This is a genomic window from Limosilactobacillus reuteri, assembly GCF_020785355.1.
Taxonomy (GTDB): domain Bacteria; phylum Bacillota; class Bacilli; order Lactobacillales; family Lactobacillaceae; genus Limosilactobacillus; species Limosilactobacillus reuteri_I.
Genome location: NZ_JAJGVH010000069.1, coordinates 12,047 through 32,932, shown reverse-complemented (window position 1 = coordinate 32,932; position 20,886 = coordinate 12,047). Strand labels below are relative to the sequence as shown.

At 40.5% G+C, this 20,886-nt stretch carries 13 protein-coding genes; all 13 read left to right on the top strand.

Annotated elements, in window-relative coordinates; translation table 11 throughout:
• The first annotated feature begins 41 nt into the window (after positions 1-41).
• Positions 42-3,824 carry a PD-(D/E)XK nuclease family protein gene (locus LMB56_RS04195; protein WP_229283512.1) on the top strand — a complete coding sequence of 1,261 codons (3,783 nt, stop codon included), beginning with the start codon at positions 42-44 and terminating at the stop codon, positions 3,822-3,824.
• Positions 3,824-8,002: a helicase-exonuclease AddAB subunit AddA gene (addA, locus tag LMB56_RS04190; protein ID WP_229283513.1), complete on the top strand. Its 4,179-nt coding sequence runs from the start codon at positions 3,824-3,826 to the stop codon at positions 8,000-8,002. Before LMB56_RS04195 ends, addA begins: the two co-directional genes overlap by 1 nt.
• Complete coding sequence (locus tag LMB56_RS04185) at positions 8,003-8,938, top strand: LacI family DNA-binding transcriptional regulator (RefSeq protein ID WP_219285680.1); 936 nt, start codon at positions 8,003-8,005, stop codon at positions 8,936-8,938.
• Between the two features lie 63 nt (positions 8,939-9,001).
• Positions 9,002-10,180 carry an acetyl-CoA C-acetyltransferase gene (locus LMB56_RS04180; RefSeq protein ID WP_229283514.1) on the top strand — a complete coding sequence of 393 codons (1,179 nt, stop codon included), beginning with the start codon at positions 9,002-9,004 and terminating at the stop codon, positions 10,178-10,180.
• A gap of 438 nt (positions 10,181-10,618) precedes the next feature.
• Positions 10,619-11,968: an SLC45 family MFS transporter gene (locus LMB56_RS04175; RefSeq protein WP_229283515.1), complete on the top strand. Its 1,350-nt coding sequence runs from the start codon at positions 10,619-10,621 to the stop codon at positions 11,966-11,968.
• An 88-nt stretch (positions 11,969-12,056) separates the two neighbouring features.
• Positions 12,057-14,309 (top strand): glycoside hydrolase family 65 protein, encoded by a 2,253-nt coding sequence (locus tag LMB56_RS04170; RefSeq protein ID WP_029507879.1) that lies wholly within the window; start codon positions 12,057-12,059, stop codon positions 14,307-14,309.
• 18 nt (positions 14,310-14,327) lie between these two features.
• Positions 14,328-14,990: a beta-phosphoglucomutase gene (pgmB, locus tag LMB56_RS04165; RefSeq protein ID WP_003670263.1), complete on the top strand. Its 663-nt coding sequence runs from the start codon at positions 14,328-14,330 to the stop codon at positions 14,988-14,990.
• A 130-nt stretch (positions 14,991-15,120) separates the two neighbouring features.
• Complete coding sequence (locus tag LMB56_RS04160; RefSeq protein WP_229283516.1) at positions 15,121-15,552, top strand: Lreu_0056 family protein; 432 nt, start codon at positions 15,121-15,123, stop codon at positions 15,550-15,552.
• Positions 15,553-15,639: 87 nt separating this feature from the next.
• Complete coding sequence (locus LMB56_RS04155; protein WP_086135987.1) at positions 15,640-16,260, top strand: GTP pyrophosphokinase; 621 nt, start codon at positions 15,640-15,642, stop codon at positions 16,258-16,260.
• 1 nt (position 16,261) lies between these two features.
• Positions 16,262-16,927: a response regulator transcription factor gene (locus tag LMB56_RS04150; protein ID WP_229283517.1), complete on the top strand. Its 666-nt coding sequence runs from the start codon at positions 16,262-16,264 to the stop codon at positions 16,925-16,927.
• An 11-nt stretch (positions 16,928-16,938) separates the two neighbouring features.
• The gene (locus LMB56_RS04145; protein ID WP_229283518.1) at positions 16,939-18,186 is read left to right on the top strand and encodes a sensor histidine kinase; all 1,248 of its coding nucleotides are present in this window, start codon (positions 16,939-16,941) and stop codon (positions 18,184-18,186) included.
• A gap of 2 nt (positions 18,187-18,188) precedes the next feature.
• Positions 18,189-19,370, top strand: a complete 1,182-nt coding sequence (locus LMB56_RS04140; protein WP_229283519.1) for a chloride channel protein — start codon at positions 18,189-18,191, stop codon at positions 19,368-19,370.
• Positions 19,371-19,521: 151 nt separating this feature from the next.
• Entirely contained in the window at positions 19,522-20,862 is a 1,341-nt protein-coding gene (locus tag LMB56_RS04135) for a glutamate--cysteine ligase (RefSeq protein WP_003665336.1), read from the top strand.
• Positions 20,863-20,886: the final 24 nt, after the last annotated feature.

The window sequence follows — 20,886 nt, the reverse complement described above, 5'->3', positions numbered from 1 at the left end:
AATTAGAGGAGCAATTTAAGCGATAGAAAGGATTAAAGATTATGGGAACACTGGGATTTGTTTTAGGGACAGCAGCGATGGATCATCAGCAAGTGTTGATTGATCAATTAGTTGACCAGATAAAGAATGCATCTGCTGATGAGAGCTTTTATTATTTGGTGCCTAACCATATTAAGTTTGAAACTGAAATTAATGTCCTTGCTGGTCTTCGTGATCGTCAAGGACTTAGCGGAAGTGACCGGTTCGCCTCTTCACGCGTACAGGTACTTTCGTTTAGCCGGCTTGCTTGGTACCTTTTACGAGATACTCCAGCATTTCAAAAACAACACCTTTCTAAAATTGGGATGGCGATGCTAACTTCCCAAGTTGTTCAAGAACAGGCAAGTGAGCTCCGTTTATATGCGAGTGAAGTAAAACAAGCTGGATTTATTCAAAAGATGACAGCCCAGCTTGAAGAATTAAAAAATGCCAACATAACCGCTGACGACTTAACCGATATTATTTCCCGGGTGAAGTCAGCGAATGATCCAGCAGCTAATCAGGCGTGGCTAGCTAAAATGCATGATGTTGAAATCATATATCATGCTTATGAAGACCGGTTACGAGACCGGTATATTGGTAATAGTGAGTTATACCGGCAATTAGTGTCTTACCTTCAAAAATCACCAGAAGTTGCTAAGATGCACTTCTTTATTGACCGTTTTGCTCAGTTTACTGCAAATGAGCAACAGGTAGTGGATGCATTAATTACGAATGCCGCATCGACAACTATTTCTTTAACTCTTGATCGTGGATATCCAGATCAGAACCATCCAAATCCCCAGGAACTTCCTCCTAAAAATAACTTGTTTTATTCCTCCGCGATGCAATTTCACCGTTTGTGGAAATTTGGTCAAATGCATCAAAAAGAAGTAAAGGTTTTGCAAAATGTAGCGTTTGCGACGACTCCTCGCGTAGATGCGGAATTACAACAAGTTGATTCGTATTTTAAGCGTTATGCAAGCGAACCAATTGGCCCCGGCGAGCGGGAAGAACTTTCTTGTCCCCAAAATCTTCAATTTATGACAACCACCAATCGGATGACTGAATTGAATAGTGTGGCTACCCAGATTCGCCAATTAGTTGCTAGCGGTAAATATCGTTATCGTGACTTCCTTATCCTTAGTCGCCACCTTGACGGCTATCAGACAATGATTGAACCGGTTTTTGCGGCACATGATATTCCAGTTTTTAATGACCATGAACGCTTGATGGATAATCATCCGTTAGTAACGCTCCTCACAACATTATTAGAATTACCGCAGCGAGGCTATCGAACAGCAGATATCATCCAATTGCTGAAAACATGGTTACTTGTTCCACGGACAGGCACTGGTGATCTGATGGGGCTAAGTGATTTCCAAGCAGCAGTTTTCGCTACTGAGAATTGGTGCCTTAAGCAGGCAATTGAAGGAAAAAATGCTTGGACAACTAATGATCCAGAAAAGATTAAGCAATTATGGCAGGCGCCAGGAACCAACCTGACAGATCCAAAATATGAACAGTCACGTTTAAAAAAATTAAATGACCAGTTAGCCCTTGTAAAAGATTTTGTTGCAAACCACTTACTGCCAGTTTTCGACCAATTTAAACAAGCACAAACAGGACAAGAACTTGCGACTGCGTTATACCAATTCTTAGCTGCTATGGGAGTTACAGACCGGTTATACGCTTGGCAGCAATACCAAAGTACCCGGGATTTAGACATCGCGCGCCAACCGCAACAAGTCTGGGCTACCTTTTGCCAAATTCTCCAAGAATATGTAGAAATTTTAGGCCAACAAGAACTGCGGAACGGAACTAGTGAGGTTCTTGCGGATTTTAGTGAATTGCTCCAGGCAGGCTTTGCGGCGGCCCAGTATTCCCAGATCCCGGCAACATTAGACCAAGTAGTAGTCTCCGAAACTGGAATTGTCCAAAGTGAAAATCGAAAAGTAGTTTTTATGATTGGGTCAACTGATGATGTGATGCCAGAGATGCAAGAAAGTGATAGTTTGCTAACGGACCAAGATAAGGATATTTTGAGTGCTTATCTTGATGAAGATTTCCAATACCTTCCTGGAACGGCAATTGACCAACTGATTGACGAGCCATTTGTTCACTATACTGGTTTTATGAATGCTAAGGAACAGTTGATTTTCTCAGCACCGCAAACTGATAGTGATGATAAGGAACTCAGTATATCGCCATATATGCATGATATGGCTCGTTACTTTAGTCAACCGGTTCGTGAATATCCATTAGCTACTAGCAAGGCCGGACAAGAGAATGCTATTGATTTTGTTAGTGCCCCGCTTGCAACAATAAACCGGTTAGTTGAAGTTAGCCGGCAAATTCGTGATGAGCAAGGGGTTGGCATTGATCGGCAACCGGTCATGCCCGTTGGATGGCAAACAGTTGCTGAATCGTTAGTTAAGTTAGCTAAGCAATGGCAACAATCAGCGAATGCTAAGGTTCAAACAGAAGGGATATTACTAGGTCAGCGTCTATCTTTAGTTGCTGCTGGTTTCCATTATCAAAATAAGATTGATTCCCTGGGAAATAAATTGGCTCAGGCACTTTATCTCCGAGCAGCTCCAGATGATGAGCGTGGGCGGGTATTATATGCCTCGATTTCGCAGTTGCAAGATTTTTATATTAATCAGTACGAATATTTCCTTAAGTATGGCTTGAGGTTGCAAAAACGAGATGAGTTAACCTTATCTAATGACCGTATCGGTACCTTCTTCCATAAAGCAATGGAGACTTTTGTTACAACAATTCGAGAAAATAATTTGTCATTTGCAGACCTTGCCCACAAGGATAATCAGATGCAACGTGACCAGCTGATTGACCATGCATTAGTTACAGCTCAAGAGAATCAGCCAACTTTATTGCGTCTCATTAATTCTTCAGCCCAAGCCCAATTCCAATATCAGCAATTAACCGCCATTGTTAAAACAATGTTAATTACATTATGCCGCCAAGCTGAATATACCGGCTCGCAGCCAGTAAAAACCGAAGTTCAGTTTGGACGAATTGGTAACCAACAGCCGGGCAACCTTGGTTCTCTTGATTATCCGCTTAAAGATAATCATCATATTTATCTGCGGGGACGAATTGACCGAATCGATAATCTTAAGCAAGGGAACGATAATTTCTTGACGGTCGTTGACTATAAGTCGAGTAATCATCTTTTTGACCTCACTTCGGCTTATTATGGACTCTCTCTCCAACTTTTAACCTACCTTAACGGGTTACAGGCAAACTTAACTGAATTGGAAACGAGTAATCCACGACTGGCAGGGGCATTATATCTTCGTTTGAATAATCCGACAATTAAGGCTGCCGAGTTAAAGAAAAGATCCCTCGATGATTTGAAATTAAAAGAGCACCAATACAAGGGAATCCTCTTGAATGATCCACAATTATTGCGGGAGTTAGATAAGAGCTTAGATAAACAAGCATTCTTATACCCCCTTAAGGAATATAAGAATGGAAAAATCAAAGCTAATAAAGAAGCCCTTCTCGTTACGCCACAGCAACTTGATTGGCTGCAAAACATGAATAAGGAACTTGTAATTAATGCGGGTAATCAAATTTTGAGTGGTGACTTGAAACTAAATCCTTACCGGTTATTAACTGGAAGCAACCGCCGTACAGGACTTGATTATAGTGACTTTTTAGACGTATTTCAGTTTGATAATATGCTTGACCAACAAAACTACCGCGACCTAAATCCTAATTTAGCAAAAGAAGCATTTGATAATGTAGTTCAAGACGATGATGAGGAGGATAAGAAGTAATGGCTGGATTTAAACCAACGCCTGCTCAATCCAAGGCGATTAATGACCGTGGCGAAAATATTCTAGTTTCAGCTTCCGCGGGATCAGGAAAAACGGCTGTGCTAGTAAATCGGACAATTGAATTAATTAAAGAAGGGCAAAGCATTGATCGAATGCTGCTCGTAACATTTACGGACGCGGCAGCAAAGAATATGCGGGATAAAATCAGAACAGCCTTGCAGAAAATAGTACAAGATTCCGCTAATCCCAAAGATTTACGTGACCGGATGAGTAATCAAATTAACCGGCTTGCGGCTGCAGATATCAGTACAATTCATGCTTTCTGTTTAAAGTTAATAAAGCGCTACTACTACTTAATTGATCTTGACCCACAATTTCGGCTCTTAACTGATGAAACGGAGCGATTGTTACTTCAAGAAGATGTCTGGCATGAAGTTAGCGAAGAACTATATAAAAATGCTGAAGAAAAAGTTCCAGGAAGAGCTTCCTTTAGCGAACTAGTTCTCAACTTTTCTAATGACCGTGATGACCAAGGACTTGACGACTTGATTTTACGGTTATATGAAATTGCTAATGCTCAGCCTGAACCCGAAAAGTGGCTCCAAAAATTACCAGATAATTATGATTTGGGGTCTGGCTCACTATTAGAATCTAATTTTTATCAACAACAGTTAAAGCCCCTGGTCATCGAAAAACTCAATCAGTTCATTCAAGATTATCGTGAATTAGCAACAAGAGCTAGCGATAACGGACTAGACCAAGCAGCCGAGGTTATTAAGAGTGATGAAGAGTTGGTGCACCAACTTCTTTCGTCCCTAGGAGGTATTACCGTCAGTGATGTTTGCCAAATGATGGCGCAGCAAAAGTTTGGTAGTTTTCGAGGACGACCAGCGGCAGATGATCCACGGATTGATGTATATAAAGACATTCAAAAGCAGCGTAATCAGCTAAAGAAGCAGTGGGAACAAATGATTAGTACTTACTTGGGAAAGCAGGAAGCACAGGAACCAATTGCAAAAGAAGAGCTGCTAACCGAGCTAACGACTTTCCATGATCAATTTACAGCCTTGTTAAGCAAAGCAACTGAAAGTCAATTAGATGCTAAAACTGTTGATTCATTGCAAAAAGACCAGCAGATGATGCAGGAGCTTTTAGACTTATTGCAACCACCTACCTGGAATACTATTCGGGACTTATTTGCTAATGCTAAATTTGCACGAATGGGCGGTAAACCGAAAGATGATGAGCTAGCTGAAGAAGTATATAAATCACTGGGAAGTGCTCGCACGGGGATAAAAAAGCAATTTGATCAGTTAGTCGATCGCTTTTTTAATTACCGTGAAGACCAATTTCGATTAATTTCAACGCATGCTCAGGAACTTTTACGTGAATTGAGTGCGGTAACAATTAATTTCCGTCGGCGGTACCAACAAACTAAGCTGAATCGTCATCTCCTTGAATTTAGTGACTTGGAGCACTACGCGTACGCCATTTTAACGCCACCAGACGACCAGCCAAACTGGCAAACCCTTGTCAAAGATCTGCAAAATCATTATCAGGAAATTATGATCGATGAATATCAGGATACGAACCGCCTTCAGGAAAGTATTTTGATGAAATTGACATCTCCTGAACGTAAGAACCTATTTATGGTAGGGGATGTTAAGCAATCGATTTACCGATTCCGTGAAGCTGATCCAACATTATTTCTCGGGAAATATCAAAACTATCGTCAAGGCAACGACGGGGAAGCAATTGTTTTAGGAGAAAATTTCCGGTCGATGACTAATGTGACGAGCTTTACCAATGTCCTTTTCGAACAATTGATGGATAGAGAAGTCGGTGAAATTGATTACGACGAAGATGCCCATTTAAAATATGCGGCCACTTATTACGAAGAAAATCAAGCTAATAAGGTTCAACCAACAGAAGTGTTGTTGTATGACGCCAATGCCCTTGATCCAGAAAAAGAAGATATTGAACACGAAGATGATAAATTAGCTGGAGAATTTCGGATGATTGGGATGCGAATTAAGCAGATGGTTGAAAATCAAGAGTTAATTTTTCATCCCGAAGATGGGCAGATGCGTCCGATTCAGTACGGTGATATTGTTTTGCTTGAGCGGACAAAGGCAATTAATAATTCATTGATGGAAGAGTTTAATAAACTTAATATTCCATTGACAGTTCACGATGTTGAAAGTTATTTTCAAGCTACTGAAGTGCGAGTAATGATGTCCTTGTTGAAGATAATTGATAATCCACAACAGGATATTCCATTAGCTGCTGTTTTGCGGTCGCCGATTGTCGGGTTAACTAACCAAGAATTAGCTTTTATCCGTCTTCAGAATCGCTCTGTCGATTACTATGCTGCCTTGCAAGCATTTATGAACAATTATCAGCGAAAGGCCCTTCGCCATCAATCGCTCCTTACTTCTGAACAGGTAAGTGCCCTTTATGAAAAAGCAGACCACTTCTTAGGCTTGCTTCGTATTTTTCGACAAACAGCCCAACAACAAAACCTTGTTGACTTGATTTGGCAGATCTATGACCAAACAGGTTACCTTGATTATGTTGGAGCAATGCCAGGAGGCCACCAACGGCAAGCAAACCTCCATGCTCTTTATCAACGTGCACACTCCTATGAACAAAGCAGTTTTAAGGGTCTTTATCAATTTATTCGCTTTATTGAGAAAATGCAGGAACATGATAAAGATTTAGGCGTAGCACCGACACAGTTAACTGCAAATACGGTTAATGTTATGACGATTCACGGAAGTAAGGGTCTGCAATTCCCTGTGGTATTTCTAATTGATGCCACACATGGCTTTAACAAAGGAGCAGCTCGTGAAAATGCAGTTGTCGATGCCGTTGCGGGGGTAGGGATTCGTTACATGGATGATCAACGGGTTATTTATGATACGCCACAACGGCAAGCAGTGATTGAAGAAATTCAGCGCGGCGAACGGGCAGAAGATCTTCGGGTTCTCTATGTTGCACTGACCCGTGCGGAACAGCGATTAGTTATTACGGGATCCTTTAATGAAGAAATGCGGACCCAAAGTCTTGCTGGGTCATGGCAGCGGTGGCAAAAAGCTTATCAGAGTAAGAATTTACTAATTGGCCCGCAGCCACGGATCACTGCAAATTCATTTATGGACTGGGTCGGCCTTGCCCTGGCTCGTTATCCAGAATTCAACGCGCAACGATTGAGTCGTGGAAATGTCACGTTAGAAGAAAGCACTCTCGCTGATACCAAAGTTACTGGTTTGGCGGCTGATCCTCACTTTATTGCAAAAACATATACCGCGCTTGATGTTAGTGATGGATTAGCAAGAATTGGGCAAAATGCTAGTGCTAATGTAACGGAAAAGAACAATATAGTCGCAACTGATGCTTCTGAACAAAAGATTGAGCAAATTTTGCGCTATCGTTACCCCCATCTTGTCGCTACTAAAACAACTGCTTACCAATCTGTTACAGATGTAAAACGAGTCTTTGAAGATCCTGATACACGTGATATGGCACGGTGGGATTATGATCAACAACAAAAGGTAAAGACACAAGGAATTTACTTAAATAATAACTTTGATGTCCCGGCTTTCATCCAACAGACTACTCATGAACCAGTGGCAACAGAAATTGGAACAGCAACGCACCTTGTTTTCCAAAAACTCCCACTTGATAAAGGTCCGATTAACGTTGAATTTGTTGACCAAGAAATTCAAAAATTAGTAGAAGAAAAATTGATCAATCCGGTTGTGGCAGCACGAATCAATCGTGAGGGAATAGTGGCCTTTTATCAGACCGCTGTTGGCCAGAAGATTTTAAAGCATCCGACAGATTATCATCGCGAAGTCCCGTTCTCAATGATTATGAATGGTCATGAATTATTTAAAGGGGTAAATGTTAGCGATGATGAGCGTATTTTAATTCACGGAATCATTGATGGCTACTTAAGAACTGACGAGGGAATTATTCTAGTTGACTATAAGACCGATCACCTTAATAAAGATTACCGCGACTTTGATCTGGCACGGATAAAGGACCGATACCGGGGACAATTAGAGCTCTACAAAGAAGCTTTGAACCTAATGGAAGGGATTCCAGTTGTCCAAATGGGGCTTTACCTGTTAGAATTAGGAGAGTTCGTGTTATTTACAAAAGAGGGTGATTAGTTGGCGACAATTAAAGATATTGCACAAAAAGCAGGGGTATCGGTTTCGACTGCTTCTCGAGCTTTAAACCATAATCCACGAATTAGTGAAAAAACACGACAACGAATAGCGACGATTGCTAAAGAGTTGGGTTATCAACCAAATTACAATGCACAGAACCTAACACGGGGCGAATCAAACATGGTCGGAATTATTTTTCCAGTAACCAGTGATACTGCGCCTGCCAACCCTTTCCATATTGACTTATTACGGGGAATTAGCATGGCATTAAAGCCGATTCACTATGAAATGGTTGTGGCAATTGCGCCAACTACGACCGACCTTTTGCAAAGCGTAAAATCGATGGTCGAACAGTCCAAGGTGCATAACTTTTTAGTACTTTATACGGTTAAAGATGACCCCATTACTAATTACCTGCGCCAAAATAACCTTAATTTTGTGGTAATTGGTCACCCGGATAAGGCCCAAGATCGGTTTGTCGACAATGATAACGTGGCGGCAGGGCAAGCGGCGACTGATTATCTAATGGATCATCAGGAGGTCAGCCACCCCGTCTTTCTTCAATCTGCAAGTAATTGGGCATTTGAACAGGATAGACATCAAGGTTATGAACAGAGTATGCAAAATCATCAACTTCCTGCTCTTAGCTGGCGATATTCACCAACTGGACCTGCAGTTAAAGATTTTATTAAACAACATCCGCAAATCGATTCAATTGTTTGTGTTGATGACTTGTTGCTGGTACGATTAATACGGCAACTACAAGAATTTAATTTACCAACTATTTGTTTTAACAATAGTCGGTTGATGGGGATGTTAATTAATCAAGAAGAAAAGGTTGACTTACAACCCCGCAAATTGGGTCAGCAAGCGGTCGAATTGCTTTTTAATCCAGAAGAGCAGTATCGGATTGTTGATTTTAAAATAAATAGTTGATAGAAAGGACCACGGAATTACTTGCCACGGTCCTCTCTTATTTTTACATGGAGGGAAATCGGAATGGAGAAGGTTTACATTGTTGCTGCTCAGCGAACACCAATCGGTAAGTTTAACGGTCAGTTAGCTTCAAAGTCTGCAGTTGAATTAGGAGCAATTGCAATTAAAGCGGCTGTTGAAAAGGCAAAGCTCAGTGGAAACGATATTGACCAAGTATTAATGGGGAATGTTATTCAAGCAGGGACTGGACAAAATCCAGCTCGCCAAGCATCAATGGCCGCTGGATTAGGTGAGCAGGTTCCGGCAATAACGATTAATGACGTCTGTGCGTCGGGAATGTCAAGTGTTGACTTGGCAGCAAGTTTGATTCGCGCAGGACAAGCTAATGTAATTGTTGCCGGGGGGATGGAAAGTATGTCTCAAGCTCCTTATGTTCTTCCTAAGGCACGGAATGGCTATCGATTTGGGAACGGAACCTTACTTGATGCAATGCAAAGTGATGCTTTAAATGACGTTTATGGCAGTTATCCGATGGGAATTACTGCTGAAAATATCAATGATAAGTATCAGATTACTCGTCATCAGCAAGACGAATTTGCTTTACTGAGTCATCAACGTGCAGTAAAGGCTCAAAAAGCAGGCTATTTCGATTCAGAAATTGTGCCAGTTGAAGTTAAGCAGAAACGAACCACCGTGACTGTAACGGTTGACGAAGCACCACGATCAGATACTTCCCTAGCGGCTTTAGCGAAACTAAAACCAGCTTTTAAATCTGACGGAAGTGTGACTGCAGGAAACGCCTCGGGAATTAATGATGGAGGAGCTGCTCTGGTTCTTGCTTCTGAAAGTGCAGTCAACCGATTAGAATTAACTCCATTGGCTGAGTGGCAAGGATCCGCACTTGTTGGTCTGGATCCAGCATTAATGGGTCTGGGACCATATTATGCAATCAATAAGCTCTTAAAAAAACAGCAGATGTCGGCAGAGGACGTAGAAACTTACGAAATTAATGAAGCGTTTGCGACCCAAGCCCTTGTCTGTCAGGACTTGCTTCATCTTGATCCTAGTGCTGTCAATCCTTGGGGTGGAGCAATTGCATTAGGCCATCCTGTTGGGTGTTCAGGAGCGCGAATTATCGTCACAATGATTAATGAAATGCATAGGGATAATCATGAACTCGGCGTTGCTTCGCTGTGTGTCGGGGGCGGAATGGGTGAAGCGGTTCTGCTTAAGAAAATTTAGTACCAAGAATAACTTTCATTGTAAAAGGCAAGTAATGGGAGCGAGACAGAAGTCACTTGTGACTTCGTTTTCGAGCCCCCGCAAGCAACAATAGGCCTCTAGCGTTCGGTTTTGCCGGACGTTAGAGGCCATTGTTGTACTGCGTATTTGCTTTTTATGAAAGTAACTTAACTTATGTCATAGTCCCATTACTTGCCTTCTTTATTTTATTAAGCTAAATGTGTTTTAAATAATTAACTATAACGGACCTGTCTTGCGGAAACTGAACAGTAATAACTTTAAATTATAAAAATCTGCAACCGTTTTCTAAAATTTTGCGCAAGCGGTTGCACAACAATTTTAAATTTGATATTATTAATATTGCAATAATGTATGAAGCGCTTACAATAATCATAAGTGTCTTTTAGAACTATTTTATAAGTTAAGGAGTTGTTAGCAATGAGTCAAGAAAAGTCCACGGGGGCTGGATTACCTACTCTATCAAAGAGTACTATCTGGATGATCAACTTTGGATTCCTTGGTGTTCAGACAGCTTTTACTCTGCAGAGTTCTCAAATGAGTCGGATTTTCCAAACTATTGGGGCCGACCCTAACAACCTTGGCTGGTTCTTCATCTTACCACCATTAGCTGGTTTGATTGTTCAACCAATCATTGGTTATTATTCAGACCGTACATGGGCACCAAAATTAGGTGGTCGGCGGTTGCCATACTTACTATTGGGAATGATTGTAGCTGTTATCGTTATGATTTTGCTTCCTAATTCAGGAAGTTTCGGTTTCGGGTATGGTTCGCTTGCTGCCCTTTGGTTCGGTGCAATTACTGTTGCTTTACTTGACCTTTCATCAAATGTGGCAATGCAGCCATTTAAGATGATGGTTGGTGATATGGTTAACGATGACCAAAAGAGTTATGCCTATGGGATTCAAAGTTTCTTATCTAACACAGGTGCTGTGTTAGCTGCCGTTTTCCCATTCATTTTAACTGCTTGGTTTGGGGTTCGTAACACTGCAAAACGAGGCGTTGTTCCAGATTCAGTTATTATCGCCTTCTACGTTGGAGCGGCCTTGTTAGTTGTTACTAGTTTATTTACAGTTTTCCGGGTTCATGAATATGACCCAGCAACTTACGCAAAGTACCATGGTATTTCTGAAGATGATAACAAAGAGGGTGGAAATTGGTTCACACTCTTAAAGCATGCACCAAAGGCATTCTGGACAGTTACCCTTGTTCAATTCTTCTGCTGGTTTGCATTCCAGTACCTCTGGACATACTCAGCTGGGGCTATTGCCAAAAACGTTTGGGATACTGTTGATGCTACTTCTGCTGGTTATCAGGCTGCTGGTAACTGGTACGGTGTGCTTGCGGCTGTTCAATCAATCGCTGCGGTTATTTGGTCATACGTTTTAGCTAAGGTGCCAAACAAGTACCACAAGCTTGGTTACGGTGGTAGTTTACTTCTTGGTGCTCTTGGGTTCATTTCAGTGTTCTTTGTTCATGATCAATGGACGTTGATTGTTTCATACACCCTTGTCGGAATTGCTTGGGCTGCGATGAACACTTACCCATTAACAATTGTTACAAACGCATTGACTGGTAAGCACATGGGTACATACCTTGGATTATTCAACGGTTCAATTTGTTTACCACAGATTGTTGCTTCATTATTGAGTTTTGCTTTATTCCCATTATTTGGACACTCACAAGTTCACATGTTTATCCTTGCTGGTATTGTAATGGCTCTTGGTGCTCTTTCAGTTGCCACAATCAAGGAAACTTATGCTGAATAGGAGTTATTTAATAAAATAAATTAATTAAGTTATAATAAAGGCAGGTTAAAGACTACCTTTATTTCAGATGAAAGGAATTGAGATTTCAATGAAACGTACATTTGATATTGCCCCTTGGCATGTTGCCACTCACAAATGGGACCCACAAGACAAGCGTCTACAAGAATCAATGACTAGTTTAGCCAATGAAAATCTTGGTATGCGTGGATTCTTTGAAGAAGGTTACAGTGGTGACCATATGGAAGGTATTTACCTCGGTGGAGTTTGGTTCCCTGACAAGACTCGTGTTGGTTGGTGGAAGAATGGTTATCCTAAGTACTTTGGTAAGATGATCAACGCTGTCAACTTCATGAAGTTAATCATTAAGGTTAATGGTGAACAACTCGACTTAGCAAAGCAAACACCAAAAGACTTTAAGCTTGATCTTGACATGAAGCGTGGTGTCTTAGAACGGCGCTTTACTGTTGAAATTGGTGGTACTGAAATGTACTTCAATTTTGAACGTTTTGTTAGTGTTACCCAAAAAGAATTAGTTGGTCAACGTCTCCACATTAAGAACCGTGGCGACAGTGATGCTAAGGTTGAAATTACCAGCATGATTGATGCTGATGTATACAACGAAGACGCTAACTACGATGAACAATTCTGGAACGTTTTAGGCAAGTCTGCTGATGGCGAACATGCTGAATTAACTTCTATGACTAAGAAGAATGATTTTGGCACTCCACAATTCATCGTTGGAATGAAGACTACTTCAAAGACTAACCTTGACCACGTGGGTGACGGCACTGACGAAAAGCACGCTTACAACACATTTGCTGGTACTGTAGCTGCTGGTAAAGAAGTTAACTTTGAAAAGCGCAGTATTGTAATGACTTCTCGTGATTACGACTCCCAAGCAGATATTGAAAAGAACTTGGATGTATTAGGCGACCAACTTGATAATCAAAGTTTTGACGATTTACTCGATCCACATATTAAAGAATGGGCAGATCGTTGGGTTAAGTCTGATGTTGAAATTGAAGGTGACGAAGGAGCTCAACAGGGTATTCGTTTCAACCTCTTCCAACTCTTCTCTACTTACTACGGTCAAGATTACCGTCTTAACATCAGTCCAAAGGGATTCACCGGTGAAAAGTACGGTGGTGCTACTTACTGGGATACTGAAGCTTACTGTATTCCAGTTTACCTTGGGGTTGCAGACCCAGAAGTTGCACGTAACTTATTAATGTACCGTTACAAGCAATTAGATGGTGCCTTTGTTAACGCTAAGGAACAAGGACTTGATGGTGCATTATTCCCAATGGTTACCTTCAACGGTATCGAATGTCACAACGAATGGGAAATTACCTTTGAAGAAATCCACCGTAACGGGGACATTGCCTTTGCTATTTACCTGTACACTAAGTACACTGGCGACAAGTCATATGTTCTTAACGAAGGTGCAGAAGTTCTTACTGAAATTTCTCGTTTCTGGGCTGACCGTGTGCACTACTCCCAAAACAAGAATAAGTACATGCTTCATGCCGTAACTGGTCCTGATGAATACGACAACAACGTAAACAACGACTGGTACACTAACCTTCTTTGTCGCTGGACTCTTCAATACACCCTTGACATCTTAGACCAAGTAGATGAAAAGGTAGCTAAGAAGCTTAATGTTTCAGAAGACGAAAAGCGTAAGTGGAAGGGTATTGTAGACAACATGTACCTTCCTTACGACAAGGAAAAGGACATCTTCCCAGAAAACGATGGCTTCATGGACAAGGACTTGACTCCAGTTTCTGAAATTCCAAGTGACCAGTTACCACTTAACCAACACTGGTCATGGGATAAGATCTTACGTTCACCATACGTAAAACAAGGTGACGTTATCCAAGGTCTCTGGGACTTCATTGATGACTTTACTAAGGAAGAAAAGAAGAACAACTTTGACTTCTACGAACAATTTACTGTTCACGAATCAAGTCTTTCTGCTTCTGTTTACTCAATTATCGCTGCTGATATTGGTTACGAAGACAAGGCCGTTGAATTGTATGAACGTTCAGCACGTCTTGACCTTGATAACTACAACAACGATACTTCTGATGGACTTCACATCACTTCAATGACTGGTTCATGGCTTGATATTGTTCAAGGATTTGCTGGTATGCGTGTTCGTGATGGTCAATTGCACTATGCACCATTCTTACCTAAGAAGTGGGATTCATACCAATTCCGTCAAATGTTCCGTGGTCGGATCTTGAAGGTTAAGGTTGACAAGCATGGTACTAAGATCGATCTTGTATCAGGTGACCCAATTACCATCGACCTTGACGGTAAGAAGCTTGAATTAAAGTAATTCTTGGAGGCATTTGAGATGAAGTTTGAAGATTTGAAAGGTTTTGCATTTGACCTTGACGGTGTTATTGCTGACACTGCTCGTTTTCATGGTCAAGCATGGCACCAATTAGCTGACAAGGTTGGAACTGAATGGACTCCAGAATTGGCTGACGCATTAAAGGGTGTTAGTCGGATGGATTCTTTGGAATTAATCTTGAAGGCTGGCGGCCATGAAAATGACTATACTCAAGAAGAAAAAGAAGCTTTGGCAACTGAAAAGAATGATAACTATATTAAATTAGTTGAAACTCTAACACCTGCCGATATTCTTCCAGGAATGAAAGACTTCTTAGATGAATTGAAAGCTAATGGTTACCACATTGTATTAGCTTCTGCTTCTAAAAATGCGCCAAAGGTTCTTAAGTATTTGCAATTAACTGATTACTTTGAAGGAATCGTTAATCCAGCAAACTTAAGCCATGGTAAGCCAGATCCAGAAATTTACCAAGAAGCAGCTAAATTAATGGATCTTCCAGCTGACCAAGTAGCAGGACTTGAAGATGCCCAAGCCGGAATTGAATCAATTAACCGTGCTGGTGAATTATCAATTGGTTTTGGTGCTGATTTGCAGGATGCTGATGTTAAGTTCGATAAGACGGGCGACGTATCCTTAGCTGCTATTAAAGCGCAAATGAATTAAGATCCAATTTCTCTCTTTTAACAATCCGTAAAGACGTACTTAGAATAATCTAGGTGCGCCTTTTTTATGTGAAATTATGAAAAGAAAAATCGTTATAATAACAATCATTATTTTAATTAGTTGCTTATGGGTGGCAGTTACAATTAACTTTAATCGGCCTTCCCCTCAGCAAGTTCAGGATGAAACACAGTCAAGTCAACAGCCGCGGCCAAAATTTACCGACCAACAAATTGGGGTTTTAGCGGGTTTGGCAATATCTCCCGAGTGGTTGAAACAAAATATTGCTGCAAATCAACTCGTTTATGGAATTGTTAAGCCTTCTGACACCGTTCCAGCAGGGGTAGATGATTATAGCTATTTAGTAGCCACTGACGACCAAGATGGGACGGCAATTTTCTTTAAAGCGGAAGGCCAAACCGTGATCATAAAATATACTTCTCAGCGAAATACAAAACTAAAAACAAAGGCCTTAACCTTATCGCAATTAAAAAAAGAATTCTACCAAACTAGGTCACAAAAAAGAGGAGTAGACGACTATGTAGGAGGATTGCGGACTGAATAAAATTTAAGGCATCTTAAAAATGCTATTTTTAGGGTATTCTTTAGTGGTGAGTACTGTATAATATTCAAATTAAAGGAGGAAAATGTGATGTCAATTTATGGCCCATATGAGCAGATTTTGTCAAATATTCTTTCCCTCACAACTGATCGGATCAAAGAACTAAATCAGCAAACAGTGCAGGATAAGCAACCAAAACTTTATGAACATTTAATTGCCCGGGTGAAGACTTCCGAGAGTATGGCAGAAAAATGCCAGCGAAAAGGCTATCCGGTCTCTACTGAATCGGCCTTACGAAAATGTCGCGATGCAGTTGGAATCAGAATTGTTTGTAATTTCATCGATGATATTGACCGTTGTCTTTACCAATTACGTCAAGCTGACTGGTGTGAGGTTATTAAGGAAAAAGATTATATTACAAATGCAAAGCCAAATGGGTATCGGAGCTATCACGTCATTATTGATGAAACAGTTCCATATCAAGATATTGAAGGAAATAACCCCGGACATTTTTATGTTGAAATTCAGTTACGGACGATCGCAATGGATTCATGGGCAAGCCTTGAACATGAGATGAAATATAAACATAATATTAAAAATCCAGAACGAATTGGCCGTGAACTTAAACGTTGTGCTGACCAATTAGCATCATGCGACGTTCAAATGCAAACAATCCGGCAATTAATTAATTCTAGTGAGGAAGGCGAATAAAATGCGAATCCTTGTAGCAGAAGATGAACAGCAGCTATCTCATGTATTAAGTTCAGCGATGACAGCGAGTGGTTATCAAGTTGATATTGCTAATAACGGCCAAGAAGCCGTTGAGCAGGCGAAAGAAAATGCCTATGATGTCATAATTTTAGACATCATGATGCCTGTTAAATCTGGACTGGAAGCATTAAAGGAAATTAGAGCAACTGGTAATCGAACATATATTATGATGTTAACGGCTATGGGTGAAGAAGATGATAAGGTAACTGGTCTTGATGCCGGTGCTGATGATTACTTAACTAAGCCATTTTCGTTAAAAGAACTACTTGCTCGGTTGCGCTCCCGTCAACGCCGAGATGATTCTTATCAAGTAGATGTTCTTGAATTTGGTGATTTGACCCTTAACGGTAACGATCAATCGCTTGAAAGCCGTAATTCGATTAGTTTAACGAATCGGGAAAATCGTTTACTTCAGTATTTTATTTTGAATGCCAATAAAGAACTATCAGTAAATGAACTTATCAGTCACGTTTGGGATGAGAATGACACCGTTGATCAAGCAGATCTCTGGATTAATATCTGTTATTTACGGCAAAAATTACAGGCAATTCAATCTCAAGTAACAATTAGTGGTGAAAAAACTGGACCGTTTATGATTGCATGCTAGGGGGTCAAGGAATGATTCAACGTTTTCGCTATAAATTTATTGCAATCTCAACTGCGGCATTATTATTTGTAATTTTGACAATTGTTGGCAGTATTTGCACCCTCACTTACTATCAATCGCACCAAGAAATTGAACGAGTATTGACGATTTTGGTAAATAACGACGGCCAAATTCCCCGAAAAGGGATCCGGACTACTGATAATAGTCAACCTCAATTTTCACGTGAGGGCCTTCATCAATATCGTTATTTTGCTGTACTGGTCGATAATAAAAATCAAGTAACGGAAGTGCAAGACGATCATATTGCAACGGTTACGCCGCAGGATGCCCGAGCAATGACAGACCGGCTTATAAGAAGAAAGGTGCATAGTGGGCAGTTACTATATCGAGGGGTAAATTATGCTTATAAGATTCGGAATAAAGACGGCGAGAAAGTAATTGTCTTTCTTGATGAATCACTCCTCATGGCCCGGACACGATCACTAATGCATACAGGGTTGATCTTAGGGGTAATTGTTTTAGTTCTGTATACCATTGTTTTAACCCTTTACTCGCGTCGTGCAATTCGGCCAATTATTGAAGCAGAGCAGCGGCAAAAAGAATTTATAACTAATGCTAGTCACGAATTAAAAACGCCATTGACAGTTATTTCAGCGAATAATGAAATGCAAGAGATTATCAATGGGGAAAATGAATGGACAACAAGCACCAAGCAACAGGTTACTCGCCTGACAAAGTTAATTAATAACCTGGTGTCCCTTGCGCGCATGCAAGAACAACCGACATTAACGATGGTGCCGGTAAATGTAAGTCAAATTGCCGGGGATGTGGCTAGTAGTTTCAAGAGTGTGATTTCAACTGAGCAGAAACAATTCAATGTACAGATTGATGAAGGCTTGGTAGCAAACGCTGATGAAAATACACTGCGGGAACTGTTGAATATTTTGCTTGATAATGCGAATAAGTATTGTGATCCTCAGGGTGAAATTGATTTTACAGTGTCCTCGTCTAATCATAGTAAAAATATAGTTATTACGATTGCGAACAGCTATAAGGATGGTAAAAGCCTGGATGTTAAAAAATTCTTTAACCGCTTTTACCGGGTTGATGAATCGCATACTCAAGGAAAAAAGGCAGGCTTTGGTATTGGGCTTTCGATGGCTCAATATATCGTTAAACAATTCAAAGGGAAAATTACGGTGAAGTATACAAATGGTAAGTTAGCTTTTATCGTAACGTTAAAAGAAGTAGGAAAGTAAGAATGAAATTTTGGCGACTTAAGATTGGAATATATGCAGTTGTTTGGAGCCTAATAATTGGTATACTGACAGCGGCGTATTTAAACTTAGTTAACTGGGTAATTGATTTAGTTTGGCATCAATACCTTGATACGACAGTTGGTGGTAAATGGTATCCGTTTTTAGTATGTATTCCATTGGGATTTTTGATTGGTTTCTTGAATGAACGATGGGGTAATTACCCGTTAACGATTGAACAAGTGCTGACGCAGGTAAGGATGAAAGGGCAATTAAATTATCATAATTGGTGGAAGTCTTTTATTCTTGGCTTATTGGCCCTCGGCGCAGGAGGAAGCATCGGGCCGGAAGCTTCTACAACAGTCTTAACTAGCAGCATGATTAATTGGCTGGGTGATCGTATGCGCTGGGCAGCTTCAATGCGACAGAAGGTTTCTCTTTGGCACGGTAAAATGCAAACGCAAGATTTAGCCCGTGCTCCTAGATTCAGTCAGCTTTTTAAAAATAAATATCAACGAATTCTTGTTATTTCAGGATTGGTTGGGATTGGGATAATAGGCGCAACGATTGTTTTTAAGCTTTTTCCTGAAGAAGGTGTTTTTGGGATTCATCACCGGATCATTAATTGGGAGTGGATCAATTTATTAACGAGTATTCCAACGATTATCATTGGGATTGCTTTTGGGTGGCTGTTTGTTCACTTAGAAAATTGGGCTGCACTGATAATTAATGCAAAAATAAGTAAGATTTGGCAAGGTGGGATTTTTGGGCTAATTTTAGCGGTTAGCTCGTTGATCACAAGCGATATTATGTTTTCCGGTGAATTTAGAATTGTTCCTTTTACCCATGAAGCCTTTAACCATTCAATCACCTTCCTATTAGTTGTAGCGCTCGTAAAAGCCGTAATGAGTAATCTGGGTTTTGCAATGGGATGGCGGGGAGGAACTATTTTCCCGGCTATCTTTTCGAGTGTCGCGGTAGGAACTGCCTGTGCGATGATGTTGCCCGGAGACGTACGAGTAAATGCAATTGTTGTAATTGCGGCAAGCCTTACCTTTATTTTAGAAAAACCGTTATTAACAATTGTCCTGCTGTTATTATTAGTGCCGATTGAACTAGCTCCTGTAATCATTCTTGTTTGCTTTTTAGTAGGAAGAATTATTAAACTTTTTCCGGCTAGTGAATAGAAAATCTTTAATATCTTTTGTATAACAAGGAAGATCGTGTACTTGCTAAGCGTGAAAAATTATTTAAATTTCGTTTTATTAATATCTAGTTGTTTATATGAGAAAAGTCATGTATCTTTATTAAAAAACGATTAGAGAATGGGGCGATAATGTGTTTAGCAGAATTGGTCAATTAATATTCGATAATGAAGCTGTTGCAAAGACTTCTGATTTTACAATGGGTCTTGAGATTGAAATGCAACGAGTAGACGAAGATGGCAACCTAAGCCTTGAGCCATATCCGTCAGCGATTGGGGATGAGAAGACTAATCCATGGATTACCAATGATTTTTTAGAAACAATGGCTGAAATGGTAACTCCTTCTGCCCAACATGCTCTTGATGCAATGCATTATTTGTATGTTATCAATAATACATTGCGATCAGCTCTTGCTCCCGGCGAGTTATTATGGCCGTTATCCATGCCCCCACGACTTCCTAAAGATAAGACTAAATTGCGGTTAGCTAAAATGGGACCGAAAAAAGAAGCTTATTTGAAGGAATGGGCAAAACGTCATGGATACTCGCAAGGAACACCTTGTGGAGCGCATATTAACTTGAGTATTGATCAACACATTATTGAGCTAGTACTTAATGCTTTCCCAGAACGCTTTAATAGTGAGCGTGAAGTGCGGAATTATTTATATACTATCTTGGCACAAGGTTTTGTTCGATATCGATGGCTTCTTACATATCTTTATGGTGCAAGCCCAATTGTTGAAGAAAATTATTTTGAACCAGGAAAAGAGTTGCCTCATCCGATTCGGAGCGTGCGGCAAAGTCAATACGGCTTTGGGACCAAATTTACCGGTGATTTTACTAATCTCGATCGTTACATTGCACGGATTGAAGAAGGAGTTAAAGCAGGGATTTTAACATCGGATTACGAATTTCATGGTCCAGTGAGGTTCAAAGGAAACACGGATTTAAAAAAGTTGCCTGAACATGGAATTGAGTATTTAGAATTACGAATGCTCGATTTAGATCCTAGCAGTTCAGTAGGAGTTCGAACTGGTACACTAAGATTTATTCGTTTATTAGCAAGTTACTTGATCATGCAGCCGCCATTAAAAGAAAACGAAGTAGAAGAAATGTTGGTGACTGCCGATAAAATGAATGAAGTTGTGGCCGAGGAAAATCCCCAAGCAACTTGTAGATATCAGGCCAAAGCTCGTGCTGTCCTCAAAAGTTTAGAGCGGTATGCCAATCAAATCCAACTCGGTCCAGAATATTCCGAAGTTCTGGAAGACTTAGAAGATCGGGTCGAGAATCCACTAACTACCCCGAGTGCTAAACTCTTAAACTATGTAAAAGATGGCTCACTCACCGAGTATGCATTGCGTCGTGCCAAACGTTACCAACAAGCGGCACAGGAAACAATCCATCCTTTCAAAGGGTTTGAAGATGGACGAATCTATACTGCTGATGAGCTTCGAAAAGAATTAACATTGTAACCTTTTCAACGAGAGGTTAGCTCA